The following is a 26648-nucleotide window of genomic DNA, read 5'->3' on the forward strand; positions in this document are numbered from 1 at the left end:
TGCAGAGCTTCATGGTTTACATACAACATCAGCCTATGATTTTCTTTTAACTCTAATTGCTTACATCCATGGAATGTGACGACGTTAGCAAGGAGTATCAGATAATGAGGAAGCTTGAATACCGCGGGCATCAGCCGATGCACAAGCTTGTTAGTTATTAATAACCGTTGTTGATGGTCATCAGTGCAGGTAAATTATATTTAAATAGAGTAGGAGTGCTGGTAGGACTATTCACCACATTGATACATGGCAAGATTATTTTGCTGTCTTAAAGGTACAGTTCATTTAGACTATTTGCTTTGCCTTTTTAAGAAAAATCATTTTTATAGATATAAAAAAACCCGCTTCAGCGGGTTTTTTATATCTATAGACTAGTCTTCAGTATTATCAACTGGTCTATCAACCAATTCAACAATAGCCATAGGTGCATTATCGCCTGCACGATAACCACATTTTAAAACTCGAACATATCCACCAGGGCGCTCAACATAACGAGGACCTAAAGTGGTGAATAATTTTCCAACTGCACTTTTTGAACGCAATCTATCAAATGCGTAGCGTCTTGAAGCGACAGAATCTTGTTTACTTACTGTGATTAAAGGCTCGATATAGCGACGTAGCTCTTTTGCCTTTGGCAATGTAGTTTTAATCAACTCATGCTCAATAAGTGATGTACACATGTTTGAAAACATCGCTTTTCTATGGCTACTTGTGCGGCTAAATTTACGGCCTGAATTACGGTGACGCATGACAAACTCCTAAATATTACTCGCCAAGATTTGCTGGCGGCCAATTTTCAAGCTTCATTCCCAAAGATAAAGAGCGTGAAGCAAGTACGTCTTTAATTTCAGTGAGAGATTTCTTACCTAGATTTGGTGTCTTCAACAGTTCATTTTCCGTCTTTTGAACCAAGTCACCAATATAATAAATATTTTCTGCTTTGAGACAGTTAGCTGAGCGAACGGTCAATTCCAGATCATCAACAGGTCTCAACAAAATCGGATCGAAATCATTTCGCTCCTTATTGTCAGAGCGTGACTCTTCAAACTTCATATCCACAAATGCATGTAATTGACGTTGCAATATAGATGCAGAGATACGAATGGCTTCTTCTGGATCAAGTGTACCATCAGTTTCTAAATCAATAGTTAACTTATCAAGGTCAGTTCTATTCTCAACGCGAGCACTATCAACAAAATAGGCAACTTTCTTGACAGGTGAAAAAGTATTATCGAGTTTTAATTTACCAACAGATTTTTGTTCAATTTCTTCATCGAAACTACGTACAAAAGAATCCGTTGAATGGAATCCGACACCTTTTTCAACCTTCAATGTCATATTTAACTTGCCATTTTCATTTAAAGTGGCAATAACTAATTCAGGGTTAACGATTTCCTGACCATGGGTCAATTGAATATCACCTGCAGTTACCTGACATGGACCTTGTTTACTTAAAGTTAAAACTGCTTCTCTTCCTGTGGTAAGTTTGATAGCAACCTGCTTTAAGTTTAAGAGGATGTCTACAACATCTTCTTGAACACCCTCAATTGTGCTGTATTCATGTAATACACCATCAATTGCCACTTCTGTAATCGCATAGCCAGGCATAGATGATAAAAGTATTCGTCTTAAAGCATTGCCAAGCGTATGACCATAACCACGCTCTAAAGGCTCAAGTACGACTCGTGAGTGGTAAGGCGACTTAGCATCTACTTTAAGCACAGATGGTGTCATCATTTCATGTATGTCCATTCGGTTTGTCTCCGAGCTTACTTAGAGTAAAGTTCTACAACTAAATTTACGTTATAATATGCTGATAAATCATTTAGTGTAGGCGCAGTTGTAAATGTACCTTTAAAAGCACTTGAATCAACAGTCAGCCAATCACAAGGAGCTCTTTGCTCAGAAAGTGCAACAGCAGCTTGAATACGGCCTTGCCCCTTTGCCTTCTGACGGATGGAAACCACATCACCAGGCTTAACTAAATAAGATGGTATATTTACAACTTCATCATTTACCAACACAGCCTTGTGTGCAACTAACTGGCGGGCTTCAGCGCGAGTACTTGCAAAACCCATACGATAAACAACATTATCAAGTCGTCTTTCGAGCAGGATCATCAAGTTTTCACCAGTAGAACCAGTTTGACGAGCAGCTTTTTTATAATAGTTATGGAATTGTTTTTCCAATATACCATATAAACGTCTGATTTTTTGTTTTTCACGTAACTGAATTCCATAATCACTTAAACGTGGCTTATTAGCACCATGTTGTCCAGGAAGCTTTTCAGCTTTACATTTGGACTTGTGATCACGAACACCACTCTTGAGGTATAAATCTGTACCTTCTCTACGTGATAATTTACATTTTGGACCAAGATATCTAGCCATTAAGAACTCCTGAACTTTTATACGCGACGTTTTTTAGGTGGCTTACAACCATTATGAGGTATGCCAGTTACATCGGTTATTTCTACAATCTTAAAATCCTGTGAAATCAGTTCACGAATGGTTGATTCACGACCTGGTCCAGGACCATCAATAAATACTGCTACCGATTTCATGCCATATTCTTTTGCAACGGCTGAAGCTCTCTCAGTAGCAACCTGTGCAGCATAAGGAGTACTTTTTCTAGAACCACGGAAACCAGAGCCACCCGCAGTTGCCCAACATAAGGCGTTACCTTGGCGGTCAGTAAACGTTACAATGGTATTATTAAAAGAAGCGTGTATATGGACGATACCATCAGAAACAACACGTTTTACCTTCTTTCTTGCTTTTTGCTGCTTTGCCTTATTTATTGCCATCTTTTTTTCCTACATATAAATTAGATATTGCTAGCTTTACGGCGACCTTTTCGAGTACGAGCATTTGTCTTTGTACGCTGTCCTCGTAATGGCAAACCACGGCGGTGACGAAGTCCACGATAGCAACCAAGATCCATTAGCCGTTTAATATTCATAGTTACAGAACGGCGTAGATCACCTTCTACAGTCATTTTTGCAATTTCTGTACGCAAGGCTTCAAGCTTTTCTTCAGACAATTGAGACACCTTTGTTGACGTCTCGATTCCTACTGTTTTACATAAATTAATTGCTGTTGTTTTGCCAATCCCATAAATCGACGTAAGCGCAATCACGATATGTTTGTGATCTGGTATATTAACACCTGCAATACGAGCCATTAGTCTCTCCGAACGTTATTTTTTGCTCTGCCAGAAAGGGACAGAAGAATACTATTATAATGAACCAAAATCAAGCAAGGATTTTTATCCTTGCTTTTGCTTATGCCGTGCATCTTTGCATATAACGCGGATAGTTCCATTACGCTTAATAATTTTGCAGTTACGACAGAGTCGTTTTACTGATGCTCTAACTTTCATTAAAAACTCCGATAATAATCATAAAAGACCAGGCAATTTGGTCCCTCTAAAATTGGCTTTTTTCATCAAAGAATCATACTGCTGCGTCATCAGATGAGCTTGTACTTGAGCTACAAAATCCATAATCACAACAACAATGATTAACAGCGAAGTTCCACCAAAATAAAAAGGCACGTGCCAGGTATACATTAAAATCTGCGGCAATAAACAAACCAATACTAAGTAAATTGCACCGACTAGAGTCAAACGTGTCATTACTGAGTCAATATATCGAGTCGTTTGTTCACCAGGACGAATACCAGGTATATAAGCTCCAGATTTCTTTAAATTGTCAGCAGTATCCTTTGGATTGAATACTAAAGCCGCATAAAAGAATGCAAAAAACAAGATAGCAACAGCATAAATAATTAGATAAAGCGGTTGACCAGGAGACAGAGCCATACCAATATCAGCCAACCAATCCATTCCTTTTCCTTTAGCAAAGAATTGGGCAAGTGTCGCTGGCAGTAAAATAATACTCGATGCAAAAATAGGGGGTATCACACCAGACATATTAATCTTTAAAGGTAAATGACTGGTTTGAGCCGCATATACTTTGCGACCGTGAGTGCGTTGAGCGTAGTTAACTCTAATCCGACGTTGCGCTCTTTCCATAAAAACGACAAAGCCCGTAACTAAGACAACAATTACTGCAACTAAAAGTAAGGTTAATGCCTGCATCTGTCCTTCTTTAACTTGTTGAAAGACGGAAGCAATGGCATTAGGCATGCTGGAAACAATTCCTGAGAATATAATCAGCGAGATCCCATTACCAACACCTTTTTCTGTTATTTGCTCACCGAGCCACATTAGAAACATTGTTCCCGTTACTAAAGTAACCACAGCAGTAAAATAAAAGAATATATCTGCATGCATTGCAATTTGCTGCCCAGCAAGCCATCTTGCCATTCCTAATGATTGGAAAATGGCTAAAAGCAATGTCAGGTAGCGAGTATATTGATTAATTTTCCTGCGTCCTGACTCACCTTCCTTTTTCAGTTGTTCCAGTTTAGGCGATACAACCGAAAATAGCTGTATAATAATAGAGGCAGAAATATAGGGCATAATTCCTATCGCAAATACCGTAACACGCGATAAAGCGCCCCCAGAAAACATATTGAACAAACCAAAAATTGTATTTTGCTGCTCACCAAAAAAATTAGCTAATTTTTGAGGATCCAAGCCAGGCACAGGGATATGTGCACCTAATCGATAGACTAATATGCCTATGATAACGAATAACAACCTTGATTTTAATTCTGCCAACCCGCCGCGGGATTGGCCTGATGTTTGTCTCTGGTTATTCATAGTCACTCTTCAATACTGCCGCCAGCTTGTTCGATTGCTGCACGTGCACCTTTAGTAACACGCAGACCCTTTAATTTCAAGGGAGCACTTACTTCCCCGGAAAGAATAACCTTTACTTCACGAATTGATTTACCGACTAAACCAGCATTCTTCAACGCTTCGAGATCAATACTCTCAACATTTAAAGAAGCCAACTCATCTAAAGTCACTTGATCAATTGTACGTGCAACACGAGATTTGAAGCCCATTTTAGGAAGACGTCGCTGAATAGGCATTTGTCCACCTTCAAAGTTAATCTTGTGGAACCCACCAGCACGAGCTTTTTGTCCTTTATGGCCTTTTCCAGAGGTTTTTCCTAGGCCAGAACCAATTCCACGCCCAAGACGTTTCTTGCCTGGTCTTGAACCGGGATCTGGAGACAGTGTATTCAAATTCATTATGCACACTCCTCAACTTGTACTAAATAATTCACAACATTAATCAATCCTCTGATAGAAGGATTGTCTTGCTGAATTACAGAGCTATTCAATTTGCCCAAACCAAGTTGTTTTACAACTTCAATGTGCTTTGGTTTACGTCCGATAACGCTTTTTACCAAAGTAATTTTGATTTTCTTGCTCATTATTATTCCGCCATAACTTCTGCAACTGTTTTGCCACGCTTAGCAGCCACATAGTCGGGTGTACCGATATTAGTAAGCGCATTAATTGTAGCTCGCACAATGTTGCTAGGATTGGTTGAACCAATACTTTTTGCCAAAATATTTTGTACACCCAAAACTTCAAGTACAGCTCGCATTGCGCCACCAGCAATAATACCTGTACCTTCACTCGCTGGTTTCATAAATACTTTAGAAGCACCATAGTTCCAAGTAATTTCATGATGAATTGTTTTGCCAGCCAATGGAATATAGGTCATATTCTTTCTTGCTTGATCCATTGCTTTTTGAATTGCAATAGGAACTTCTCTCGCCTTACCACGACCGAATCCAACTTTTCCTTTACCATCGCCAACTACTACCAACACGGCAAAGCCAAACACACGCCCACCTTTTACTACTTTGGCTGTACGTGTTACAGATACTAATTTTTCTTGGTATCCGTCACTTTTTTGAATTTCATCAAATGCCATAACCGTTCCTTAAAAAATCAAACCAGCTTCTCGAGCGCCGTCGGCTAAAGCTTTAACTCTACCGTGGTATTTATAACCAGCACGATCAAAAGAAACGCTCTCAATTTTCTTATCCTTCGCTCGCTGGCCTAACAATTTACCAACCTCAAAGGCTCTTTCTACTTTGGTTCCGGAAAGCTTAGATTTAAGCTCCTTATCCACAGTAGATGAAGATACGCTCACCACATCTCCGTTTTCGCCGCGGACAACGATTTGGGCATAAATGTGAGTACTGCTTCTGTACACAACAAGTCTTGCTTTTTCCGGATTACGGCGATGAATGGCTTTCGCCTTTAAACCGCGTCTTGTGCGGGCTTTCTCTTTATTCTTCATCTCTTACACCTTATTTCTTCTTGGCTTCTTTACGAATAATAATTTCGCCTGCATATCTAACGCCCTTACCTTTGTAAGGCTCAGGTGGCCTAAATCCACGAATTTCAGAGGCAACTTGTCCTAACAATTGCTTATCTATACCGCGAATAATAATCGTTGTGTTGTTTGGTGTTTCAACTGTAACACCTTGAGGCAAACTATATTCAACAGGATGTGAAAATCCTAACGATAAAGTTACTGCTTTGTTGCTTGCTTGCGCACGATATCCAACGCCAACTAATTCTAATGTTAAATCAAAACCAGTGGTAACACCTTTAACCATATTATTAACTAAAGCACGCACTGTTCCTGCATGAGCCCATGCGTTGGGATCGTTAGAGGCAGGCTTAAAAAGTATCTTGCTGTTGTTATCTTCGGACTTAGTGACGCTAACCAGCTTATTATAATGTTGAACTAAAGAACCTTTAGGTCCCTTTACTGTTAAAGTATCCTTTCCTATAGCGAGCTCAACATTTGCAGGCAGATGAATCGGGGCTTTTGCTACTCTAGACATATTATTCCTCTCAAGTATTAGGCCACTTCACAAAGAACTTCGCCGCCAACACCTTGTTTTTTAGCTGCTATATGAGTCATCACACCTTTAGAGGTAGAAAGAATTGCAACACCAAAACCAGGGATTGAGGGTAAATCTTTAAATGATTTGTAAACTCTTAAACCAGGGCGACTAATACGCAAAATACGCTCAATTACAGGTCTACCATGGTAGTACTTCAATTGTAACGTAATAGATTTAAGATTATTTTCTAGAGGTTCAATATTATAATCTAATATATAACCTTCTTCTTTTAACACCCTAGCTATTTCTTCTTTCAACTTAGATGAATTTAAAGTTACGCTCTGATGTTTAGCTTGCTGACCATTACGAATTCTAGTCAACATGTCAGCAACAGGATCATGCATACTCACAGTTGTTCTCCATAGAATAAAATTTACCAGCTGGATTTGCGACCACCAGTAACATTACCGGTCATTAGCTGCTGTCTTAGACAAATTCTGCAAAGGCCGAATTTACGATAAACAGCATGCGGACGCCCACATTGCTGGCAACGTGTGCTATGTCGCACTGGATTAGAATTGATTGGAAGTTTAGCTAACTTAGCTTGTGCATCCATTATCGCTTCAAAATCACTTGACGATTTAATTAAAACTTTCAGTTCTTTCCTGCGCGCTTCATATTTTGCGACAAGTTTAGCTCTCTTGTTCTCGCGAGCGAGCATTGATTTTTTAGCCACAGTATTACCCTTTTCTAGTGTTTATCTCTGTCTTTCAAAGGCAGGTTGAACGCTTCTAACAAGGCCTTCGCTTCTTCATTAGTTTTGGCACTAGTAGTTATACAAATATCCAAACCACGAATACCATCAGTTTTATCAAAATCTATTTCGGGAAAAACCAATTGTTCATGGATTCCCATGCTATAGTTACCAGTTCCGTCAAAAGATTTTGGGTTTAAACCACGAAAATCACGCACGCGAGGAAGAGCAATTGTAATAAGACGATCAAGAAACTCATACATACGTTCACGTCTTAATGTAACTTTACATCCAATTGGCCAACCTTCACGAATTTTAAAACCCGCTAAAGATTTTTTAGCTTTCGTGATAACTGGCTTTTGCCCAGCGATTAATGTCATGTCTTCAACAGCATGATTCATAATCTTTTTATCACCGACTGCTTCACCCACCCCCATATTCAAAGTAATCTTTAAAATTTTGGGGACTTCCATAATACTTTTGTAGCCAAAACGTTTTACCATCATTGGCACTATATCTTTTTTATAAATATCTTTAAGTCTAGCCATTTCCGTCACCTAATCAGACAAGATCAATAACTTCGTCATTTGATTTAAAATAACGAACCTTGTGCTTTCTACCATCTTTTTCAAGGTATTTGAACCCTACTTTATCCGCCTTTTTAGATACGGGATTATATATGGCAACATTTGATACATGCAGTGGTGCTTCGCGCGAAACAATTCCACCTGGCTGATTGAGCTGTGGATTTGGCTTCATATGTTTTTTAATCATATTGCCACCTTCAACCACGAGACTTTCAGCAAAAACCTTCAATACTTTGCCGATGTGACCTTTACTCTTGCCAGTGGTAATGATTACTGTATCACCTGATCTAATACGCTTCATAACTAATCCTTCTCACAATACTTCAGCAGCCAGAGAAATGATTTTCATAAACCGCTCTCTTAGCTCACGAGTTACAGGTCCAAATATACGTGTACCTATAGGCTCATTTTGGTTATTTAAAAGTACCGCAGCATTGCCATCGAAGCGAATAAGTGAACCATCATCTCGGCGTACACCTTGACTAGTTCTTACCACAACGGCTCTCATTACCGCACCTTTTTTTACTTTGCTACGTGGTATTGCATCTTTAATGCTTACTTTAATTACATCACCGACACGAGCGTAGCGTCTGTGTGAACCACCAAGCACTTTGATACACATCACTTTACGTGCTCCGCTGTTGTCTGCAACATCGAGCACAGTCTGCATTTGTATCATTTTATTCTCCAGCTCTAAATTCGACCAGAAAAAGGCTGCTGATTATATCAGGCCTCTTCCTAATTTAAAAGTAATCAAATGAATATTAGGAAATTACTTCTACTAGTACCCAACTTTTCATTTTAGAGAGTGGTCGAGATTCGCGAATTCTTACTATATTTCCAATTTTACCAATTTGATTTTCATCATGCGCGTGAAGCTTGGTTCGACGCTTCATGATTTTTCCATATTTGGGATGTTTCACAGTACGCTCAACCATAACAACAACAGTCTTTTGCATTTTGTCACTAACAATTTTCCCAACTATGGTTCTAGCATTTGTTTCACTATTTGACATGACGCTTTCCTACCTTCTCAGTCATAACTGTTTTAACTCGAGCAATAGCTTTTCTAACTCTAGTAATAAAATGAGATTTATCTAAAGTGCCATTCGCCTTTTTCATGCGCAAGTTAAATTGTTCTTTACGTAAGGAGAGTAGCTCGGTTTGCAATTCATCAGCTGTTAATTCTCTTAACTCTTTAATGTCTTTCATCACATCACCTTGCGCTCTTCAAATATTACTTTGAAGGGTAGTTTTGCCTTGGCTAAATCAAATGCTTCCATAGCCAATTCTCTACTTACACCTTCCATCTCGAATAAAATTTTACCTGGTTGAATTTGAGCAACCCAATATTCAACGCTACCCTTACCTTTACCTTGTCTAACTTCAAGAGGTTTTTGAGTAATTGGCTTATCTGGAAAAACTCTAATCCAGATTTTTCCACCACGCTTAATATGACGAGTCATAGCGCGACGTGCTGCTTCGATTTGTCTTGCAGTTAAACGGCCTCGTTCAACGGCCTTTAAACCAAACTCACCAAAACTTACTGTAGAACCTCTCTGAGCCAAACCTCGGTTTCGGCCCTTCATTTGCTTACGATATTTCGTACGTTTAGGCTGTAACATGACTGTAATTCCTCACTTACTTACCGCTTTCTGCATTACGATTCTTCTGTGGGAGAATTTCTCCTTTGAAGATCCATACTTTAACACCTATGATTCCATAAGTGGTCTTGGCTTCAGCAGTACCATAATCAACATCGGCACGGAAAGTATGTAGAGGAACCCGTCCTTCGCGGTACCATTCACTACGAGCAATTTCAGCACCGCCTAATCGGCCGCTTACGCAAATTTTAATTCCCTTTGCACCGGCCTTCATTGCAGAAGTCACAGCTCTTTTCATTGCACGTCTAAACATTACGCGCTGCTCTAATTGTTGAGCAATACCTTCAGCAACCAAAGTTGAATCCAGCTCAGGCTTACGAACTTCTTCGATATTTAAGTGAACTGGAACACCTAATTTAGATGCGATTTCACTTCTTAAGGCTTCAATACCGCCGCCTTTTTTACCAATGATCACACCTGGTCTAGCAGTTTGAATAGTAACCACTGCATTACTGGCAGGACGTTCAATACGGATTTTACTCACAGCAGCAGCCATGAGCTTTTTCTTCAAATATTTTCGAAGATTAATATCCTGATTGAGAAGTTGAGCATAGTTTTTACTAGCATACCACTTGGAATTCCAATCTTGAACGATGCCTAATCTGATACCTATAGGGTTTACTTTCTGTCCCATTGCTATTCCTCGTCAGATACTTTAATTGTGATGTGGCAAGTACGCTTACAGATGCGATTAGCACGACCTTTAGCACGTGGACTAATTCTTTTTAAAGTTGCTGCCTCATCTACACAAACCACACCCACTTTCAATTCATCGATATCAGCACCATTATTGTTTTCTGCATTAGCAATAGCAGATTCCAATAATTTTAGCATTAGACCAGCACCCTTCTTGGGAGTAAATTTCAAAACGTCAATAGCGTTAGAAACATTCATCTTACGAATCATATCAGCGATCAATCTGCCCTTTTGAGCAGAAAGCGGTGCATTTCTTAATTTTGCTGTTACTTCCATCATTGCCTCTTACTTGCCTTTGGCCTTTCTGTCACCAGAATGACCTTTGAACGTACGAGTCATGGCAAACTCACCTAGTTTATGGCCAACCATGTTGTCAGTAATATAAACTGGAACATGATCTTTACCATTATGTACTGCAATTGTGAGATCAATCATCTCAGGTACAATTGTTGAGCGCCGAGACCAAGTTTTAATTGGTTTTTTGGACTTAGTTTCGATCGCCACTTCAACTTTTTTGATTAGGTGATGATCGACAAAAGGACCCTTTCTTATAGAACGTGCCACCTTGATATCCTCTTAGCTAATTATTTCTTCTTACGTCTTCTGACGATAAAACGATCAGTACGTTTATTACTGCGCGTTTTGTACCCTTTAGTGGGAATACCCCACGGAGTTACCGGATGACGGCCACCTGATGTACGACCTTCACCTCCACCATGTGGATGGTCTACAGGGTTCATAGCAACACCGCGAACAGTGGGCCTTATTCCCCGCCAACGTTTTGCACCAGCCTTACCAAGAGCACGCAAACTATGTTCACTGTTGCTTACTTCGCCAATAACAGCTCTACAAGAACTTAAAACTTTGCGCATTTCACCAGAACGCAGCTTTAATGTTGCATAGGTGCCTTCTTTAGCAACGATTTGACCGCTACAACCAGCACTTCTTAACATTTGAGCGCCTTTACCAGGTTTTAGCTCAACACAATGAATCGTAGTACCAACTGGAATGTTTCTCAGCGGTAAACAGTTACCATTACTGATAGGAGAGTCTTCTCCACTAACAATGATATCACCCGCCTCCAATCCGGTGGGTGCAATAATGTAACGTCGTTCGCCATCTTTGTAAACAATTAAAGCAATTAAAGCTGAACGATTTGGATCGTATTCCAATCTTTCTACTCTTGCTTCAATACCATCTTTGTTCCTTTTGAAATCAATTATACGGTATTTTGAACGAACACCACCACCGATATGACGAACAGTGATTCGGCCTTGATTGTTTCGCCCGCCAGTTTTATTTAATTTCTCAACAAGACCAGCATAGGGCTGTCCCTTATGGATATTATGATGGACGACTCGAATTTCACCACGTTTCCCAGGTGAAGTTGGTTTAGATTTTAATAATGCCATCTTAATCTGCCTTATTCAGTCACAGTAAAGTCGATATCGTAATTTTCTTGAAGAGAAACAAATGCTTTTTTCCAATCACTACGTTTACCGTTTAATTGTTTAAAGCGTTTTCTTTTCCCTTTTACATTCATAACAGATACAGATTTTACTTTGACATTAAACATATGTTCTACAGCTTGTTTAATCTCTTGCTTAGTAGCTGTCTTTAATACTTTAAATGTAAACTGCTTATACTTGTCAGCCATCACAGTTGCTTTTTCAGAGGTATGCGGTTCACGCAGAACCATCAATATATGTTCAGCATTCATTGTAACTGCTCCTCTAAACTCTTAACAGCACCTTCTGTCATCAGTACTTTTTCAAAACGAAGTAGACTGACTGGATCCAGTGACGTAACATCGCAAATATCAAATTGAACTAAATTACGTGAAGCAAGGTACTCATGTTCGCCTACTTCATGCATAACGATTAAAGCGTTTTGCAAATCTAACTCATTCATCTTTTTAATAAAATCTTTTGTCTTATGTGATTCGCATTGAAAATCACTTACAACAACAAGGTTACCAGTACGATGAAGTTCGGAGATTATACTACGCAATGCACGTTTGTACATTTTTTTGTTAATCTTTTGGCTATAATCGCGCTTCTTCGAAGCAAAAGTCACACCACCAGAACGCCAAATTGGGCTGCGGATAGTACCAGCTCTTGCTCTACCAGTCCCTTTTTGACGCCATGGTTTTTTTCCACCACCTCTAACTTCAGAACGGGTTTTTTGCGCACTATTACCACTACGGGCATTATTCATAAAGGTAACAACCGCTTGATGAATTAGTCCCTCATTGTAAACATAGCCAAATACTTCTTCGTTTACTTTGACTTGGGCATTGGTGTCTTTAGTCTTAAGTTCCATTATTTGCTCCCCTTCTTCTTAACGGCGGGCTTTACTTCAACTCTTGCCCCAGGGCAGCCAGGAATAGCACCTTTAATTAAAAGCAAATTACGTTCTTTATCAACGCGAACTACTTCCAGGTTTTGAGTAGTACAACGTACATTACCCAAATGTCCGGCCATTTTTTTACCCTTAAATACACGACCAGGAGTTTGGTTTTGCCCGATTGATCCAAGGACACGGTGAGAACGTGAGTTACCATGGGTAGCATCTTGAGTACGGAAATTGTGACGTTTTACGCCCCCTGCAAACCCTTTACCTTTTGTAGTTGCTGCCACGTCAACTAATTCACCTTCATTAAATATATCATGAACAGAAATTACTTGCCCTGCAGTGAATGAGTCGATTGAATCAACACGAAACTCACACATCATATCGCCAGCTTCAATTTCCACTTTGGCAAAATGCCCTGCAAGTGGTTTATTCACATGGCTTGACTTCTTCGCACCACCAGTTAGCTGTACGGCTGTATAACCATCAGCATCCATCGTCTTAATTTGAGATACACGGTTAGGGACCACCTCAATCACAGAAACCGGTATAGATATACCATCCTCTGTAAATACCCGTGTCATACCGATTTTACGGCCTAATAACCCAATCGTCATTCTAACACCTCATTAATAACCTTTGCCCATAAGACCTTATTCGTCATCAAGGCTAATCTGTACATCGACTCCTGCAGCCAGATCAAGCTTCATGAGTGCATCCACAGTTTTTTCTGTAGGATGCACAATAACAACCAGGCGTTTATGAGTACGTAATTCATATTGATCTCGCGCATCTTTATTCACATGAGGCGAAATTAATACAGTAAATTTCTCTTTCTTAATGGGCAAAGGTATTGGACCACGTAATTGTGCCCCAGTACGTTTTGCTGTTTCAACAATCTCACGAATTGACGAGTCAATTAGCCGATGGTCAAAAGATTTAAGACGTATTTTAATATTTTGATTGTTGCTCATTATCTTCACTCAATGATTTTTGCGACAACACCGGCACCAACTGTGCGGCCACCTTCACGAATTGCGAAACGCAATCCCTCGTCCATAGCAATGGGTGAATGCAAGCTAACTGTCATTTGGACGTTATCACCTGGCATTACCATTTCTATACCGCTTGGTAATTCACATGAACCAGTCACGTCAGTCGTTCTGAAGTAAAACTGGGGACGGTAACCATTAAAAAATGGAGTATGTCGACCACCTTCATCTTTTGACAGAACATATACTTCGGCTTCAAACTTGGTATGAGGCTTGATTGTACCTGGCTTAGCCAATACCTGGCCGCGCTCAACTTCATCTCGCTTCGTTCCTCGTAGCAACACACCGACGTTATCGCCCGCACGTCCTTCGTCAAGAAGCTTACGGAACATTTCAACGCCTGTGCAAGTTGTCTTCTGAGTATCACGGATACCTACAATTTCAACTTCCTCACCAACTTTAACAATTCCACTCTCAACACGACCAGTTACTACTGTTCCGCGTCCAGAGATTGAGAATACATCTTCAATCGGTAATAAGAAGCTCTTATCGATGTTTCTTACTGGCTCAGGTATATAGGAATCCATCGTCTCTACCAATTTCTCGATAGCAGGCACACCGATTTCACTCGTGTCCCCTTCCAATGCTTTCAATGCTGAACCAACAACAATCGGAATATCATCGCCTGGAAATTCGTAGCTGCTTAACAAGTCCCGAACTTCCATCTCTACTAATTCTAACAATTCAGGGTCATCTACCATGTCTGCTTTGTTCATGAACACTACAATGTAAGGTACCCCAACCTGGCGGGATAGCAGAATGTGTTCACGTGTCTGGGGCATCGGACCATCCGCTGCTGACACAACCAGAATAGCTCCGTCCATTTGAGCTGCACCAGTAATCATGTTCTTAACATAGTCAGCATGACCTGGGCAATCTACGTGGGCATAGTGACGGTTTGCTGATTCATATTCAACGTGCGCAGTCGATATCGTAATACCACGCTCACGCTCTTCGGGCGCAGCGTCAATTTGATCATACGCCTTCGCTGTTCCACCGTATTTCTTTGCCATTATCGTAGTAATCGCTGCAGTTAATGTGGTCTTACCATGGTCAACGTGACCAATCGTTCCCACGTTTACGTGCGGCTTTTTACGCTCAAATTTTTCCTTCGCCATTTTTCAATACCTCATTAACTTTTATTGTTTCTTAATAATTGCTTCAGCAATGTTGGTGGGCGCTTCTGCGTATCTTGAAAACTCCATAGAGTATGTTGCACGACCCTGAGTAGCAGAACGAAGATCGGTAGCGTAACCAAACATTTCAGCAAGAGGAACTTCTGCCCGAACTACTTTTCCAGCAGGAGAGTCTTCCATACCTTGAACCATACCTCTTCGGCGGTTAAGATCACCCATTACATCGCCCATGTAATCTTCTGGGGTAACAACTTCAACCTGCATTATAGGTTCAAGTAATACAGGTTTAGCTTTCAACGCACCTTGCTTAAAGCACTGAGAACCAGCAATCTTAAATGCCATTTCGCTCGAATCGACTTCGTGGAAAGAACCATCAAACAAAGTCACCTTAACATCAACAACAGGATACCCAGCGAGAACACCATTTTGTAGTTGCTCTTGTACACCCTTATCAACCGCTGGGATATATTCTTTAGGAATGACACCACCAACGATAGCATTTACGAACTCATAACCAGCACCTGGTTCCTGAGGTTCAATTTTCAACCAAACATGACCGTATTGTCCACGACCACCTGATTGACGAACAAATTTACCTTCTTGTTCAACAGCGGTTTTAATCGTTTCCCGGTAGGCAACCTGAGGCTTACCAACATTAGCTTCAACGTTAAATTCACGTTTCATCCGATCAACGATAATTTCCAGGTGAAGCTCTCCCATCCCTTGAATAATAGTTTGTCCAGATTCTTCATCAGTGTGAACTCGAAAAGACGGATCTTCTTGAGCCAGCTTGCCTAAGGCAATACCCATTTTTTCTTGATCAGCCTTCGTTCTAGGTTCAACTGCAACTGCAATTACAGGATCTGGGAAATCCATGCGTTCTAAAGTAACAACATGATCAACATCACAAAGCGTATCCCCTGTAGTTACTGTTTTAAGACCGACTGCAGCAGCAATGTCGCCAGCTCTAACTTCTTTAATTTCTTCACGTGAGTTAGCATGCATTTGCAATAAGCGGCCAATACGCTCTTTTTTGCCTTTAACTGGGTTATAGACTGTATCACCACTCTTAAGAACCCCAGAATAAGCTCGGAAATAGGTGAGCGTACCAACGAAAGGATCTGTTGCAATTTTAAATGCCAATGCTGAAAATGGCTCATCGTATGAAGTTTTACGGTGAATTTCTTCACCATCTTCATCTACACCACGAATATCTGGAATATCAAGCGGCGAAGGTAAGTATTCAACAACACCATCTAATACAGCTTGAACACCCTTATTCTTAAATGCAGAACCGCAGAATACAGGAACAATTTCATTATTAATTGTACGCTTACGAAGAGAAGATTTAATTTCTTGTTCGGTAAATTCTTCACCTTCAAGATACTTTTCCATTAATTTTTCAGATGCTTCAGCAGCAGCTTCAATAATCATGGCTCGATATTCTTCGCATTGCGCCAACATTTCTTCAGGAATATCTTTGTATTCAAATGACATACCTTTAGATTCTTCATCCCAATGAATAGCTTTCATTTTAATGAGGTCGATGACCCCTTTAAATGAATCTTCGGCGCCAATAGGCAATTGTAAAACAACAGGATTAGATCCTAAACGCTTTTTAATTTGTTCAACCACGCGCAGGAAATTTGCTCCCATTCTGTCCATCTTATTAACAAACACGATTCGTGGAACACCGTATTTGTCAGATTGACGCCATACTGTCTCAGATTGTGGTTCTACTCCCGATACAGAGTCAAATACCACTACTGCACCATCAAGTACGCGCAATGAACGCTCTACTTCGATCATAAAATCAACGTGACCTGGCGTATCAATAATATTAATACGATGACGTTGATAGTTTTTATCCATACCGGACCAATAGCAAGTCGTTGCAGCAGAGGTAATTGTAATCCCACGTTCCTGTTCTTGAACCATCCAGTCCATTGTTGCAGCACCGTCGTGTACTTCACCGATCTTATGTGACATACCAGTATAGAAAAGCACACGCTCAGTGGTGGTTGTCTTCCCGGCATCCACGTGGGCGGCAATGCCGATATTTCTATATAGCTCTAGTGGAGTAGTCACGACTTACCTCTCTATTAGTTCCATCTAAAATGCGCAAACGCTTGGTTAGCTTTTGCCATCTTGTGAGTATCTTCGCGCTTTTTAACTGCAGAACCTTTGTTCTCAAACGCATCCATTAACTCGCCAGCGAGACGAAGCATCATGCCTTTTTCGCCACGAGAACGAGCAGCTTGTACGATCCAACGCATACCTAATGCAATACTTCTATCTGTTCGTACTTCAACAGGAACTTGGTAGGTAGCTCCCCCAACGCGACGAGATCTTACCTCAACAGTTGGACGGACATTATCAAGTGCTTGTTCAAAGTAGCGTAAAACACTACCAGCTGAGCCTGTACTGCCTTCTTCACCTTCTTCATCGCTTTTCTTAGTCTTTTTTACGCGGTCGTTTAATAACTCTAACGCGCCATAAATGACTTTTTCAGCAATAGACTTCTTACCACTGATCATCAATACGTTGATAAACTTAGCGAGCAATTCACTGTGATGCTTAGGATCAGGCAAAATCTCGCGTTTGGGGACTTCTCTTCTTCTTGGCATGTCTAGTTCCTACAATCAGATTATTTCTTATCTTTTGGTTTCTTAGTACCGTACTTAGAACGGCCTTGTTTACGGTCGTTAACACCAGAGGTATCCAAACTTCCGCGGACAGTGTGATAACGCACACCAGGTAAGTCTTTAACCCTACCACCACGAATTAGAACAACAGAGTGCTCTTGTAGGTTGTGGCCTTCACCACCGATATAGGATGTTACCTCAAAACCATTTGTCAAACGAACACGAGCAACCTTACGCATAGCTGAGTTAGGCTTTTTAGGTGTTGTTGTATAAACACGCGTACAAACACCACGTCGTTGTGGACATGATTCCAATGCGGGGACGTTACTTTTCTTTTTAGCATCCACGCGAGGCTTTCTTACTAACTGATTAATAGTAGCCATTTATTCTTAACTCCGAACTTTCACTATTTGTATATATTTCGAATGCATAAGGAGGCCGGATTCTATATAGGTCCAGCAGGTTTGTCAAGTTCAAACCTGCTATTAATAGATCCTGCATTAATGATCATGGTGATCAGCATTAAGTGCTTCACTCAATGCATGTTCAACATCACTAGCAGTCACCGTATGCGTACCATGCTCACTTCCTGCAGCAGCAGCTTTTGCGCGCTTTGCCTTGCGGCCTTGATGATAGGCATAACCTGTTCCAGCTGGAATCAAGCGACCTACCATCACGTTTTCTTTTAAGCCACGCAGATCATCGACTTTTCCGCTAACAGCAGCTTCTGTCAAGACACGAGTTGTTTCTTGGAATGAAGCAGCTGAAATAAAGGATTCAGTCGCTAAAGAAGCCTTGGTAATACCCAATAATATTGGTGTACCTTGAGCCCCTTCTTTTCCTTCGGCAATAAGCTTATCGTTTTCTTGTAACATGATACTTTCTTCGATCTGCTCACCGACTAAGAATTTCGAATCGCCAGCAAATGTTATTACTCGCTTACGCAACATTTGTCGAACAATTACTTCGATGTGCTTGTCGTTAATTTTTACCCCTTGTAAACGATATACGTCTTGAACTTCATTAACGATATAGTTAGCGAGTGCACCAACACCAAGCAAGCGTAGTATGTCATGAGGATTCAGTGGGCCGTCGGCAATCACTTCACCACGTTCCACATGCTCACCTTCAAAGACAGAAATATGACGCCATTTAGGAATTAATTCCTCATGGTATTCATGTTCTGAAGCAGTAATTATCAGACGGCGTTTACCTTTTGTTTCTTTACCAAAATTCACCAAACCAGAAACTTCGGCCATAACCGCTGCATCTTTTGGTTTTCTAGCTTCAAAGAGGTCAGCTACTCTAGGAAGACCCCCGGTAATATCGCGTGTCTTAGAGCGTTCTTGAGGAATACGAGCAATAACATCCCCTACTCCTACGGTGCTCCCATCTTCAAAGTTAATAATTGCATCAACAGGTAAATAGTACTGTGCGGGAACGTTAGTTCCAGCAAGGTAAATATCTTCACCATCATCTGCAACGAGTTTAACCATAGGACGCATATCTCTACCGAGTGAACTGCGTTGTTTCGCATCAGTAACAACAATATTACTTAAACCGGTTAATTCGTCAGTTTGACGATTCATTGTCAAACCTTCAATTAGGTCAACAAATTTTAATTTACCACTTACTTCTGAAATAACTGGGTGAGTGTGTGGATCCCATGTTGCAATGACTTGTCCAGCATCCACAGACATGTTGTCATGGACAGTTAAAACAGCACCGTAAGGTAATTTATAGCGTTCGCGCTCACGCCCAAAATCATCAACGATGGATACTTCCCCTGAACGCGAAACAGCTACTAAATTGCTATTTTCATGTGAAACCGTCTTGATGTTATGCAGACGGATAACACCTTTGTTCTTAATTTGAATGTTATTAGCAGCCGTAGCTCTTGATGCCGCACCCCCGATGTGGAAGGTACGCATGGTTAACTGAGTACCAGGCTCACCAATTGATTGAGCTGCAATAATACCTACTGCTTCCCCAGTATTCACCAGGTGTCCACGTGCCAGATCACGTCCATAGCATTTAGCACATAAACCGAAGCGAGTTTCGCAAGTAATAGGGGAACGAACTAAAACTTGATCAACACCAAATTTTTCTAGTTTTTCTACCCAATCCTCATCCAATAATGTTCCGGCGCTAACAATTGGTTCAGCCTGATTGGGGATATAAACGTCAACTGCCACCACACGACCCAATACTCGCTCATGTAATGGTTCGACGATATCACCGCCCTCAATCAATGGCTGCATCAATATGCCATGTTCAGTACCGCAATCATCTTCGGTAATAACGACGTCTTGAGCCACATCGACTAAACGACGTGTTAAATATCCTGAGTTCGCCGTTTTTAATGCTGTATCGGCAAGACCCTTACGTGCTCCGTGTGTTGAAATAAAGTATTGGAATACGTTCAGTCCTTCGCGGAAGTTTGCAGTAATTGGCGTCTCAATAATTGAGCCATCAGGCGCAGCCATCAATCCCCGCATTCCAGCCAACTGCCTAATCTGAGCAGCAGAACCCCGCGCTCCGGAGTCAGCCATCATAAAGATTGGGTTGAATGATTCTTGTCGCGTTGTTTCACCGTCACGGGTAATCACTTCTTCGGTTGCGATTTTTGCCATCATCGATTTGGCAACCATTTCATTGGTTCGAGACCAAATATCAATCACTTTGTTATATCGCTCACCATTAGTGACCAGACCAGAACGATATTGAGCTTCAATTTCACGCACTTCGTTGTCAGCCTGCTCAATAATCGATGCTTTATCATCCGGTATTTCCATATCTTCAATACCAATGGAAGCACCAGCTCTCGTAGCAAACTTAAAACCGGTATACATTAGTTGGTCAGCAAAAATAACCGTCTCTTTTAAGCCAAACTTACGATAGCAGGTGTCAACTACCTTAGAAATTGCTTTCTTGGTCATTGCTCTATTGATTAAGGAGAATGACATACCTTTTGGTAAAATATCAGAAAGAATTGCTCGGCCAACGGTAGTTTCTACCAAATGATATCCTTCTGCATCTTCGCGAGACATTCTAATTTTGACTTTCGCATGGATATCAACATAGCCAGCTTCGTAGAAATTCTGTGCTTCTTGTGGGCTTGCAAATATTTTTCCTTCACCTTGTGCATTTACTCGTTCACGAGTCAAATAATAGAGACCAAGAACAACGTCCTGGCTAGGAACAATAATTGGTTCACCACTTGCTGGCGACAAAATATTATTTGTCGACATCATTAAGGAGCGGGCTTCTAACTGTGCCTCTAAAGTTAGAGGAACGTGCACAGCCATTTGGTCTCCGTCGAAGTCCGCATTGTACGCTGTACAAACAAGCGGATGCAATTGAATTGCTTTACCTTCGATAAGCACCGGCTCAAATGCCTGAATACCTAAACGGTGTAATGTCGGCGCACGGTTAAGAAGAATAGGATGCTCGCGGATTACATCATCTAAAATATCCCAAACGACAGGATCTTCGCGTTCAACCATTTTTTTAGCTGCTTTAATCGTAGTAGCTAAACCTCTAAATTCCAGCTTACTAAAAATAAAAGGCTTAAATAATTCCAAAGCCATTTTTTTAGGTAACCCGCATTGATGCAAACGCAATGTAGGACCAACGACGATTACAGAACGACCAGAGTAATCTACCCGTTTACCCAAGAGGTTTTGTCTAAATCGACCTTGTTTACCTTTAATCATGTCTGCTAGTGATTTTAATGGACGCTTATTCGTACCTGTTATTGCACGACCACGACGACCATTATCCAGCAACGCATCAACCGACTCTTGCAACATACGTTTTTCATTACGTACGATAATATCGGGAGCGTTTAAATCCAGAAGACGCTTTAGACGATTATTACGATTAATTACTCGACGATAAAGATCATTGAGATCTGATGTCGCAAAACGACCACCATCCAATGGAACTAAAGGACGTAAATCGGGTGGAAGTACAGGAAGTACATCCATGATCATCCATTCAGGTTTATTCCCTGACTCATAAAATGCTTCAAGTAATTTTAATCGCTTAGTAATTTTCTTGATCTTCGTTTCTGAATTGGTAGTTGGTAATTCTTCACGAAGAGATTTAATTTCTTCTTCTAAATCGATTTGTCGCAGCAAATCACGAATGGCTTCGGCACCCATACGAGCATCGAATTCATCCCCATACTGTTCCATCGCATCTAAATAAACTTCATCGTTGAGAAGCTGACCACGTTCTAACTCTGTCATGCCTGGATCAACAACAACAAATGCTTCGAAATAAAGCACGCGCTCAATATCACGCAAAGTCATGTCTAGCAATAAACCAATACGGGAAGGAAGCGACTTCAAGAACCATATATGCGCCACTGGGCTTGCTAGTTCAATGTGTCCCATTCTTTCACGACGTACTTTTGCCAAAGCAAGCTCAACACCACATTTTTCGCAAATAACGCCGCGGTGCTTGAGACGCTTGTATTTACCACATAAACATTCATAGTCTTTTACTGGACCAAATGTTTTGGCGCAAAATAGACCATCACGCTCAGGCTTAAAAGTTCTGTAATTAATCGTCTCAGGCTTTTTAACTTCACCATAAGACCATGAACGGATTAAATCGGGTGAAGCGAGTGCAATTTTAATTGCATCAAATTCTTCACTTTGACCTTGTTGTTTGAGGATGCCAAGCAAATCACTCATCACAGGTGGTTTTCTCATTGGTTCGAGATTAGCCAAGTCTATGCCTCCAAAAAATAGTTGTCAGAAATTATCGCTGAACGAATTAGTCATGTTCCAGTTCGATATCGATACCTAAAGCCCTGATTTCCTTCAATAGTACGTTGAATGATTCAGGCATACCCGGATCCATACGATGGTCACCATCAACTATATTTTTATATATCTTCGTACGTCCTCCGACATCATCTGATTTAACTGTTAACATCTCTTGCAATGTATAGGCAGCACCATAAGCTTCTAGTGCCCACACTTCCATCTCCCCAAAACGCTGTCCACCAAACTGAGCTTTACCGCCTAGTGGCTGTTGAGTTACCAAGCTGTAGGAACCTGTGGAACGTGCGTGCATCTTGTCATCTACTAAATGATTAAGCTTAAGCATATACATATAGCCAACAGTCACTGGATTATCAAATTGTTTACCGGTTCTGCCATCAAACAAAATGGTTTTTCCATCAGCTCTTAAGCCAGCTAGCTCCAGCATAGCTTTAATCTCTTTTTCGTTAGCGCCGTCAAAAACAGGTGTTGCCATCGGAACGCCGGCTCTTAGATTGTCAGCTAAAATCATGAGTTCATCATCATTTAAGCTATCTAGATGAATTCTTTGTTGACCATCATGATTATAGATTTTGTCTAAATAAGCTCTTACTTCCGTTATTGGTCGTTGCGTATCAATGAGTGCAGCAATTCTTTGACCAAGACCTTTTGCTGCAAGCCCTAAGTGTGTTTCAAGAACCTGCCCGATGTTCATACGAGAAGGTACACCCAATGGATTTAGTACGATGTCTACTGCAGTACCATCTGCCATATGTGGCATATCTTCAACGGGCACAACAATTGAAATAACCCCTTTGTTTCCGTGCCGCCCAGCCATTTTATCACCTGGTTGAATACGGCGCTTAACGGCCAGATAAACTTTAACAATCTTCAAAACACCAGGTGCTAAATCGTCACCTTGAACAATTTTCTTGCGGCTGTCATTGAAACGTTTCTCCATTTCTTTGCCAAGCAATTCCATTTGTTTTGAAAGTTGTTCCAATTGTTGACTGGTTACATCGTCGTCTACTCGAACATCAAACCATTTCTCACGGCCGATTTTATCCAAATATTCAGACGATATTTTTGTACCCGGTTTAATACTGCCAGGGCCACCAGTTGCAGCTTTCTCAAGCAATAGATTACTCACGCGATGATAAATATCTTCTTCACGAATACGCCTTTCGTCGATTAAATCTTTGCGTACGCGTGCAAGATGTTCTTCCTCGATACTTTTTGCACGCTCATCTTTTTCAAGACCATCGCGGGTGAAGATTTGAACATCGATTACAGTACCGTTCATTCCAGATGGAACGCGTAGCGAAGAATCTTTAACATCCGATGCTTTTTCACCGAAAATTGCTCTAAGCAATTTTTCTTCGGGAGTAAGTTGGGTCTCACCCTTCGGTGTTACTTTACCTACCAATATATCACCAGCGCTAACTTCAGCACCAATATAAACAACACCAGACTCATCAAGGCTAGCTAAAGCTGACTCACCCACATTAGGAATATCTGCCGTAATTTCTTCAGTTCCCAATTTGGTATCGCGAGCTATACAAGTAAGTTCTTCAATGTGAATGGTTGTGAATCTATCTTCTTGAACAATTCGTTCGGAAATTAGAATGGAGTCTTCAAAGTTATAACCATTCCAGGGCATGAAGGCCACCAAGAGGTTTTGGCCCAGTGCCAATTCACCCATATCTGTGCATGGACCGTCAGCAAGAATGTCCCCGCGCTGAATACGATCACCTGTTGATACAATTGGACGTTGGTTAATACAAGTATCTTGGTTTGAGCGGAAGTACTTAGTTAGGTTATAGATATCAACCCCCGCTTCACCAGCAGTGGTTTCATCATCATTAACACGAACTACAATACGTGACGCATCAACTAAATCAATGATACCACCACGCTTAGCAACAACCGATACTCCAGAATCTGAAGCTACTGTACGCTCCATTCCTGTACCAACTAATGGTTTTTCTGAACGGAGTGTGGGTACAGCCTGACGTTGCATGTTAGATCCCATCAAAGCACGGTTAGCATCGTCATGCTCTAGGAAAGGAATCAGAGAAGCAGCCACAGAAACGATCTGCTTTGGTGATACATCCATATAATTAATCTTATCAGGTGTTGTTAATGAAAATTCATTCTGATGTCTGCAAGGAACTAAATCGGCAAGAATATTACCTTTTTCATCAACAGCAACATTTGATTGAGCGATATATTGATCAACTTCTTCAATTGCAGATAAGTATTCAATTTCGTCAGTCACTCGACCATCAATTACTTTACGACAAGGAGTTTCAATAAAGCCATAGTCATTTGTTCTTGCGTATACTGAGAGAGAATTAATCAAACCAATGTTCGGTCCTTCTGGTGTTTCAATTGGACATACGCGACCATAATGTGTTGTATGAACGTCGCGAACCTCGAAACCTGCACGCTCTCTAGTCAAACCACCTGGGCCAAGAGCTGAAACACGGCGTTTATGAGTAACCCCAGATAATGGGTTAACCTGATCCATAAATTGTGATAATTGACTTGAACCAAAAAACTCTTTGACTGCAGCAGAAACAGGTTTTGCATTGATTAAATCTTGTGGCATTAGGTTCTCAGATTCAACCAGACTCAAACGCTCCTTAACTGCGCGTTCAACTCTAACCAAACCGACTCTGAATTGGTTTTCTGCCATTTCCCCAACACTTCGGACACGGCGATTACCTAAATGGTCAATATCATCAACCATACCAATACCATTACGAATATCAATAAGAGTCTTAATTACAGCAAGAATATCTTCTTTCTCTAATGTACCAGGACCAGAATCTTCTTTTCTACCAACACGTCGATTGAACTTCATGCGACCAACGGCAGAAAGATCATAGCGATCTTCGGCAAAGAAAAGGTTTTTAAACAATGCTTCAGCAGCCTCTTTTGTTGGTGGCTCGCCTGGACGCATCATTCGATAAATCTCAACCAACGCTTCAAGTTGACTTGTTGTTGGATCGATTCTTAAGGTATCAGAGATATAAGAGCCATGATCAAGATCATTTGTATAAATCATCTCAAAGGTCAGAATGCCATTATCAGCGAGTTGGTCCAGTAATTCTGCGCTCACTTCGTCATTAGCCTGCGCCAATACCTCACCTGTATCAGTATTAATAATATTTTTAGCAAGTACTTTTCCGATTAGATAATCTCTTGGAACAACAAGATCTTGCATGTTGCTCTTTTCCATTAATTTTATATGGCGAGCAGTAATACGACGTCCTTGTTCAACAATTAACTCACCAGTTTCAGGAACAACAATGTCAAATGATGCAATTTCACCCCGTAGTCGTGCAGGGATAAGATTAATATGAAATTCACCATTTCTTAATTGACAAACTGTGGCTTCAAAAAATTCGGCAAGAATATCTTCAGTCTCATAACCTAATGAACGTAATAAAATAGTAACTGGTAATTTACGTCGTCTATCAATGCGTACGAAAACACAATCTTTTGGATCAAATTCAAAATCAAGCCAGGATCCACGATAAGGAATAATACGAGCGGAATAAAGTAGCTTTCCAGAAGAATGGGTTTTACCCCGATCATGTTCAAAAATAACCCCAGGAGAGCGATGTAACTGCGAAACAACAACACGCTCTGTGCCGTTTACAACGAAAGTTCCCACATCGGTCATCAAAGGAATTTCACCCATGAATACATCTTGCTCACGGATATCCTTGATGGGTTTTGGTTCACCAGCAGCGTCTTTATCCAGAACGACTAATCTAATTTTTACACGTAAAGGTGCTGAATATGTTAAGCCTCTCAACTTACACTCACGCACATCAAAAGCCGGTTCACCTAATTTGTAGCTCACATATTCAAGTCTAGCATTCCCAGAAAAGCTATCGATAGGAAATACTGATGAAAATGCAGCATGTAAACCTGTCTGCTGCCCATTACCAATAGGGTCAGTCTCTAAAAAGTCTCGATACGATTTGAGCTGGATTTCAAGCAGATTTGGAATTTCCATTTTATCTGCCTGCCTACCAAAGCTTTTGCGAAATCGTTTTTTCTCAGCATGTGAATATTGAGGTTTAGCTTCTGCAATTGCCATGGTGGTTCCTCTGTAAAATTATTGGATATCATCAAACACACAAACCCAGCCATGAAACCATGGCTGGGTTCTTAAACTTATCTACA

Annotated in this window: 34 protein-coding genes; all 34 read right to left on the reverse strand. The window is 40.8% G+C overall.

What is annotated here, in order from left to right; genetic code table 11:
• Nucleotides 1–371: 371 nt before the first annotated feature.
• Nucleotides 372–749 (reverse strand): 50S ribosomal protein L17, encoded by a 378-nt coding sequence (gene rplQ, locus PXX05_RS11920; protein WP_275088433.1) that lies wholly within the window; start codon nucleotides 747–749, stop codon nucleotides 372–374.
• A 16-nt stretch (nucleotides 750–765) separates the two neighbouring features.
• Nucleotides 766–1752, reverse strand: a complete 987-nt coding sequence (locus PXX05_RS11925; RefSeq protein ID WP_275088434.1) for a DNA-directed RNA polymerase subunit alpha — start codon at nucleotides 1750–1752, stop codon at nucleotides 766–768.
• A 17-nt stretch (nucleotides 1753–1769) separates the two neighbouring features.
• Nucleotides 1770–2390: a 30S ribosomal protein S4 gene (gene rpsD / locus PXX05_RS11930; RefSeq protein ID WP_275088435.1), complete on the reverse strand. Its 621-nt coding sequence runs from the start codon at nucleotides 2388–2390 to the stop codon at nucleotides 1770–1772.
• 17 nt (nucleotides 2391–2407) lie between these two features.
• A complete protein-coding gene (gene rpsK / locus PXX05_RS11935; RefSeq protein ID WP_058442783.1) occupies nucleotides 2408–2806 on the reverse strand; it encodes a 30S ribosomal protein S11 in 399 nt (132 codons plus the stop codon).
• 20 nt (nucleotides 2807–2826) lie between these two features.
• On the reverse strand, nucleotides 2827–3183 hold the full coding sequence (rpsM, locus tag PXX05_RS11940) for a 30S ribosomal protein S13 (RefSeq protein WP_275088436.1): 357 nt from the start codon (nucleotides 3181–3183) through the stop codon (nucleotides 2827–2829).
• Nucleotides 3184–3267: 84 nt separating this feature from the next.
• Nucleotides 3268–3381 carry a 50S ribosomal protein L36 gene (gene rpmJ / locus PXX05_RS11945; protein WP_081778074.1) on the reverse strand — a complete coding sequence of 38 codons (114 nt, stop codon included), beginning with the start codon at nucleotides 3379–3381 and terminating at the stop codon, nucleotides 3268–3270.
• 18 nt (nucleotides 3382–3399) lie between these two features.
• Nucleotides 3400–4728, reverse strand: coding sequence for a preprotein translocase subunit SecY (secY, locus tag PXX05_RS11950; protein ID WP_275088437.1), 1329 nt, complete (start codon nucleotides 4726–4728; stop codon nucleotides 3400–3402).
• Nucleotides 4729–4730: 2 nt separating this feature from the next.
• The gene (rplO, locus tag PXX05_RS11955; protein WP_275088438.1) at nucleotides 4731–5165 is read right to left on the reverse strand and encodes a 50S ribosomal protein L15; all 435 of its coding nucleotides are present in this window, start codon (nucleotides 5163–5165) and stop codon (nucleotides 4731–4733) included.
• Nucleotides 5165–5350 carry a 50S ribosomal protein L30 gene (gene rpmD / locus PXX05_RS11960; RefSeq protein ID WP_275088439.1) on the reverse strand — a complete coding sequence of 62 codons (186 nt, stop codon included), beginning with the start codon at nucleotides 5348–5350 and terminating at the stop codon, nucleotides 5165–5167. The genes rplO and rpmD overlap by 1 nt, the downstream gene beginning before the upstream one ends.
• Before the next feature lie 2 nt (nucleotides 5351–5352).
• On the reverse strand, nucleotides 5353–5859 hold the full coding sequence (gene rpsE / locus PXX05_RS11965; RefSeq protein WP_275088440.1) for a 30S ribosomal protein S5: 507 nt from the start codon (nucleotides 5857–5859) through the stop codon (nucleotides 5353–5355).
• Nucleotides 5860–5868: 9 nt separating this feature from the next.
• Nucleotides 5869–6231, reverse strand: a complete 363-nt coding sequence (gene rplR, locus PXX05_RS11970) for a 50S ribosomal protein L18 (RefSeq protein ID WP_275088441.1) — start codon at nucleotides 6229–6231, stop codon at nucleotides 5869–5871.
• A gap of 10 nt (nucleotides 6232–6241) precedes the next feature.
• Nucleotides 6242–6784: a 50S ribosomal protein L6 gene (gene rplF / locus PXX05_RS11975; RefSeq protein ID WP_275088442.1), complete on the reverse strand. Its 543-nt coding sequence runs from the start codon at nucleotides 6782–6784 to the stop codon at nucleotides 6242–6244.
• A 17-nt stretch (nucleotides 6785–6801) separates the two neighbouring features.
• Nucleotides 6802–7191 carry a 30S ribosomal protein S8 gene (gene rpsH / locus PXX05_RS11980; protein ID WP_476737580.1) on the reverse strand — a complete coding sequence of 130 codons (390 nt, stop codon included), beginning with the start codon at nucleotides 7189–7191 and terminating at the stop codon, nucleotides 6802–6804.
• Nucleotides 7192–7220: 29 nt separating this feature from the next.
• On the reverse strand, nucleotides 7221–7523 hold the full coding sequence (rpsN, locus tag PXX05_RS11985) for a 30S ribosomal protein S14 (RefSeq protein ID WP_275088444.1): 303 nt from the start codon (nucleotides 7521–7523) through the stop codon (nucleotides 7221–7223).
• Nucleotides 7524–7537: 14 nt separating this feature from the next.
• Nucleotides 7538–8089, reverse strand: coding sequence for a 50S ribosomal protein L5 (gene rplE / locus PXX05_RS11990; protein WP_275088445.1), 552 nt, complete (start codon nucleotides 8087–8089; stop codon nucleotides 7538–7540).
• A gap of 13 nt (nucleotides 8090–8102) precedes the next feature.
• The gene (rplX, locus tag PXX05_RS11995) at nucleotides 8103–8429 is read right to left on the reverse strand and encodes a 50S ribosomal protein L24 (protein WP_275088446.1); all 327 of its coding nucleotides are present in this window, start codon (nucleotides 8427–8429) and stop codon (nucleotides 8103–8105) included.
• Nucleotides 8430–8441: 12 nt separating this feature from the next.
• Nucleotides 8442–8807 carry a 50S ribosomal protein L14 gene (gene rplN, locus PXX05_RS12000; protein ID WP_028373288.1) on the reverse strand — a complete coding sequence of 122 codons (366 nt, stop codon included), beginning with the start codon at nucleotides 8805–8807 and terminating at the stop codon, nucleotides 8442–8444.
• Nucleotides 8808–8892: 85 nt separating this feature from the next.
• Nucleotides 8893–9144, reverse strand: coding sequence for a 30S ribosomal protein S17 (rpsQ, locus tag PXX05_RS12005; RefSeq protein WP_275088447.1), 252 nt, complete (start codon nucleotides 9142–9144; stop codon nucleotides 8893–8895).
• Entirely contained in the window at nucleotides 9134–9340 is a 207-nt protein-coding gene (rpmC, locus tag PXX05_RS12010) for a 50S ribosomal protein L29 (protein WP_275088448.1), read from the reverse strand. The genes rpsQ and rpmC overlap by 11 nt, the downstream gene beginning before the upstream one ends.
• Entirely contained in the window at nucleotides 9340–9753 is a 414-nt protein-coding gene (gene rplP, locus PXX05_RS12015) for a 50S ribosomal protein L16 (protein ID WP_275088449.1), read from the reverse strand. The genes rpmC and rplP overlap by 1 nt, the downstream gene beginning before the upstream one ends.
• Nucleotides 9754–9769: 16 nt before the next feature.
• Nucleotides 9770–10426 carry a 30S ribosomal protein S3 gene (gene rpsC / locus PXX05_RS12020; RefSeq protein WP_275088450.1) on the reverse strand — a complete coding sequence of 219 codons (657 nt, stop codon included), beginning with the start codon at nucleotides 10424–10426 and terminating at the stop codon, nucleotides 9770–9772.
• Nucleotides 10427–10428: 2 nt separating this feature from the next.
• Nucleotides 10429–10764 carry a 50S ribosomal protein L22 gene (gene rplV / locus PXX05_RS12025; RefSeq protein ID WP_275090509.1) on the reverse strand — a complete coding sequence of 112 codons (336 nt, stop codon included), beginning with the start codon at nucleotides 10762–10764 and terminating at the stop codon, nucleotides 10429–10431.
• A gap of 9 nt (nucleotides 10765–10773) precedes the next feature.
• Nucleotides 10774–11052 (reverse strand): 30S ribosomal protein S19, encoded by a 279-nt coding sequence (rpsS, locus tag PXX05_RS12030; RefSeq protein WP_058442800.1) that lies wholly within the window; start codon nucleotides 11050–11052, stop codon nucleotides 10774–10776.
• 20 nt (nucleotides 11053–11072) lie between these two features.
• Nucleotides 11073–11900 (reverse strand): 50S ribosomal protein L2, encoded by an 828-nt coding sequence (rplB, locus tag PXX05_RS12035; RefSeq protein WP_275088451.1) that lies wholly within the window; start codon nucleotides 11898–11900, stop codon nucleotides 11073–11075.
• 11 nt (nucleotides 11901–11911) lie between these two features.
• On the reverse strand, nucleotides 11912–12208 hold the full coding sequence (gene rplW / locus PXX05_RS12040; protein WP_275088452.1) for a 50S ribosomal protein L23: 297 nt from the start codon (nucleotides 12206–12208) through the stop codon (nucleotides 11912–11914).
• Nucleotides 12205–12810 (reverse strand): 50S ribosomal protein L4, encoded by a 606-nt coding sequence (rplD, locus tag PXX05_RS12045; RefSeq protein WP_275088453.1) that lies wholly within the window; start codon nucleotides 12808–12810, stop codon nucleotides 12205–12207. Before rplD ends, rplW begins: the two co-directional genes overlap by 4 nt.
• A complete protein-coding gene (rplC, locus tag PXX05_RS12050) occupies nucleotides 12810–13457 on the reverse strand; it encodes a 50S ribosomal protein L3 (RefSeq protein WP_275088454.1) in 648 nt (215 codons plus the stop codon). The genes rplD and rplC overlap by 1 nt, the downstream gene beginning before the upstream one ends.
• Before the next feature lie 36 nt (nucleotides 13458–13493).
• A complete protein-coding gene (rpsJ, locus tag PXX05_RS12055; protein WP_028373277.1) occupies nucleotides 13494–13814 on the reverse strand; it encodes a 30S ribosomal protein S10 in 321 nt (106 codons plus the stop codon).
• A gap of 5 nt (nucleotides 13815–13819) precedes the next feature.
• The gene (tuf, locus tag PXX05_RS12060; protein ID WP_275088455.1) at nucleotides 13820–15010 is read right to left on the reverse strand and encodes an elongation factor Tu; all 1191 of its coding nucleotides are present in this window, start codon (nucleotides 15008–15010) and stop codon (nucleotides 13820–13822) included.
• 21 nt (nucleotides 15011–15031) lie between these two features.
• The gene (fusA, locus tag PXX05_RS12065) at nucleotides 15032–17116 is read right to left on the reverse strand and encodes an elongation factor G (RefSeq protein WP_275088456.1); all 2085 of its coding nucleotides are present in this window, start codon (nucleotides 17114–17116) and stop codon (nucleotides 15032–15034) included.
• A gap of 14 nt (nucleotides 17117–17130) precedes the next feature.
• Nucleotides 17131–17655, reverse strand: a complete 525-nt coding sequence (rpsG, locus tag PXX05_RS12070) for a 30S ribosomal protein S7 (protein WP_275088457.1) — start codon at nucleotides 17653–17655, stop codon at nucleotides 17131–17133.
• A gap of 20 nt (nucleotides 17656–17675) precedes the next feature.
• Nucleotides 17676–18056 (reverse strand): 30S ribosomal protein S12, encoded by a 381-nt coding sequence (rpsL, locus tag PXX05_RS12075; protein ID WP_045098305.1) that lies wholly within the window; start codon nucleotides 18054–18056, stop codon nucleotides 17676–17678.
• 117 nt (nucleotides 18057–18173) lie between these two features.
• A complete protein-coding gene (rpoC, locus tag PXX05_RS12080) occupies nucleotides 18174–22376 on the reverse strand; it encodes a DNA-directed RNA polymerase subunit beta' (protein WP_275090510.1) in 4203 nt (1400 codons plus the stop codon).
• A gap of 82 nt (nucleotides 22377–22458) precedes the next feature.
• The gene (gene rpoB, locus PXX05_RS12085) at nucleotides 22459–26562 is read right to left on the reverse strand and encodes a DNA-directed RNA polymerase subunit beta (RefSeq protein ID WP_275088458.1); all 4104 of its coding nucleotides are present in this window, start codon (nucleotides 26560–26562) and stop codon (nucleotides 22459–22461) included.
• Between the last annotated feature and the right edge of the window lie 86 nt (nucleotides 26563–26648).

Origin of the sequence: Legionella cardiaca (assembly GCF_029026145.1) — a bacterium.
Lineage (GTDB): Bacteria > Pseudomonadota > Gammaproteobacteria > Legionellales > Legionellaceae > Tatlockia > Tatlockia cardiaca.

Excerpts from the sequence above, each read along its gene's own strand:
- rplQ (WP_275088433.1), bottom strand. The coding sequence starts at position 749 with ATGCGTCACCGTAATTCAGGCCGTAAATTTAGCCGCACAAGTAGCCAT.
- PXX05_RS11925 (WP_275088434.1), bottom strand. The coding sequence starts at position 1,752 with ATGGACATACATGAAATGATGACACCATCTGTGCTTAAAGTAGATGCT.
- rpsD (WP_275088435.1), bottom strand. The coding sequence starts at position 2,390 with ATGGCTAGATATCTTGGTCCAAAATGTAAATTATCACGTAGAGAAGGT.
- rpsK (WP_058442783.1), bottom strand. The coding sequence starts at position 2,806 with ATGGCAATAAATAAGGCAAAGCAGCAAAAAGCAAGAAAGAAGGTAAAA.
- rpsM (WP_275088436.1), bottom strand. The coding sequence starts at position 3,183 with ATGGCTCGTATTGCAGGTGTTAATATACCAGATCACAAACATATCGTG.
- rpmJ (WP_081778074.1), bottom strand. The coding sequence starts at position 3,381 with ATGAAAGTTAGAGCATCAGTAAAACGACTCTGTCGTAACTGCAAAATT.
- secY (WP_275088437.1), bottom strand. The coding sequence starts at position 4,728 with ATGAATAACCAGAGACAAACATCAGGCCAATCCCGCGGCGGGTTGGCA.
- rplO (WP_275088438.1), bottom strand. The coding sequence starts at position 5,165 with ATGAATTTGAATACACTGTCTCCAGATCCCGGTTCAAGACCAGGCAAG.
- rpmD (WP_275088439.1), bottom strand. The coding sequence starts at position 5,350 with ATGAGCAAGAAAATCAAAATTACTTTGGTAAAAAGCGTTATCGGACGT.
- rpsE (WP_275088440.1), bottom strand. The coding sequence starts at position 5,859 with ATGGCATTTGATGAAATTCAAAAAAGTGACGGATACCAAGAAAAATTA.
- rplR (WP_275088441.1), bottom strand. The coding sequence starts at position 6,231 with ATGAAGAATAAAGAGAAAGCCCGCACAAGACGCGGTTTAAAGGCGAAA.
- rplF (WP_275088442.1), bottom strand. The coding sequence starts at position 6,784 with ATGTCTAGAGTAGCAAAAGCCCCGATTCATCTGCCTGCAAATGTTGAG.
- rpsH (WP_476737580.1), bottom strand. The coding sequence starts at position 7,191 with ATGCATGATCCTGTTGCTGACATGTTGACTAGAATTCGTAATGGTCAG.
- rplE (WP_275088445.1), bottom strand. The coding sequence starts at position 8,089 with ATGGCTAGACTTAAAGATATTTATAAAAAAGATATAGTGCCAATGATG.
- rplX (WP_275088446.1), bottom strand. The coding sequence starts at position 8,429 with ATGAAGCGTATTAGATCAGGTGATACAGTAATCATTACCACTGGCAAG.
- rplN (WP_028373288.1), bottom strand. The coding sequence starts at position 8,807 with ATGATACAAATGCAGACTGTGCTCGATGTTGCAGACAACAGCGGAGCA.
- rpsQ (WP_275088447.1), bottom strand. The coding sequence starts at position 9,144 with ATGTCAAATAGTGAAACAAATGCTAGAACCATAGTTGGGAAAATTGTT.
- rpmC (WP_275088448.1), bottom strand. The coding sequence starts at position 9,340 with ATGAAAGACATTAAAGAGTTAAGAGAATTAACAGCTGATGAATTGCAA.
- rplP (WP_275088449.1), bottom strand. The coding sequence starts at position 9,753 with ATGTTACAGCCTAAACGTACGAAATATCGTAAGCAAATGAAGGGCCGA.
- rpsC (WP_275088450.1), bottom strand. The coding sequence starts at position 10,426 with ATGGGACAGAAAGTAAACCCTATAGGTATCAGATTAGGCATCGTTCAA.
- rplV (WP_275090509.1), bottom strand. The coding sequence starts at position 10,764 with ATGGAAGTAACAGCAAAATTAAGAAATGCACCGCTTTCTGCTCAAAAG.
- rplB (WP_275088451.1), bottom strand. The coding sequence starts at position 11,900 with ATGGCATTATTAAAATCTAAACCAACTTCACCTGGGAAACGTGGTGAA.
- rplW (WP_275088452.1), bottom strand. The coding sequence starts at position 12,208 with ATGAATGCTGAACATATATTGATGGTTCTGCGTGAACCGCATACCTCT.
- rplD (WP_275088453.1), bottom strand. The coding sequence starts at position 12,810 with ATGGAACTTAAGACTAAAGACACCAATGCCCAAGTCAAAGTAAACGAA.
- rplC (WP_275088454.1), bottom strand. The coding sequence starts at position 13,457 with ATGACGATTGGGTTATTAGGCCGTAAAATCGGTATGACACGGGTATTT.
- rpsJ (WP_028373277.1), bottom strand. The coding sequence starts at position 13,814 with ATGAGCAACAATCAAAATATTAAAATACGTCTTAAATCTTTTGACCAT.
- tuf (WP_275088455.1), bottom strand. The coding sequence starts at position 15,010 with ATGGCGAAGGAAAAATTTGAGCGTAAAAAGCCGCACGTAAACGTGGGA.
- rpsG (WP_275088457.1), bottom strand. The coding sequence starts at position 17,655 with ATGCCAAGAAGAAGAGAAGTCCCCAAACGCGAGATTTTGCCTGATCCT.
- rpsL (WP_045098305.1), bottom strand. The coding sequence starts at position 18,056 with ATGGCTACTATTAATCAGTTAGTAAGAAAGCCTCGCGTGGATGCTAAA.
- rpoC (WP_275090510.1), bottom strand. The coding sequence starts at position 22,376 with ATGAGTGATTTGCTTGGCATCCTCAAACAACAAGGTCAAAGTGAAGAA.
- rpoB (WP_275088458.1), bottom strand. The coding sequence starts at position 26,562 with ATGGCAATTGCAGAAGCTAAACCTCAATATTCACATGCTGAGAAAAAA.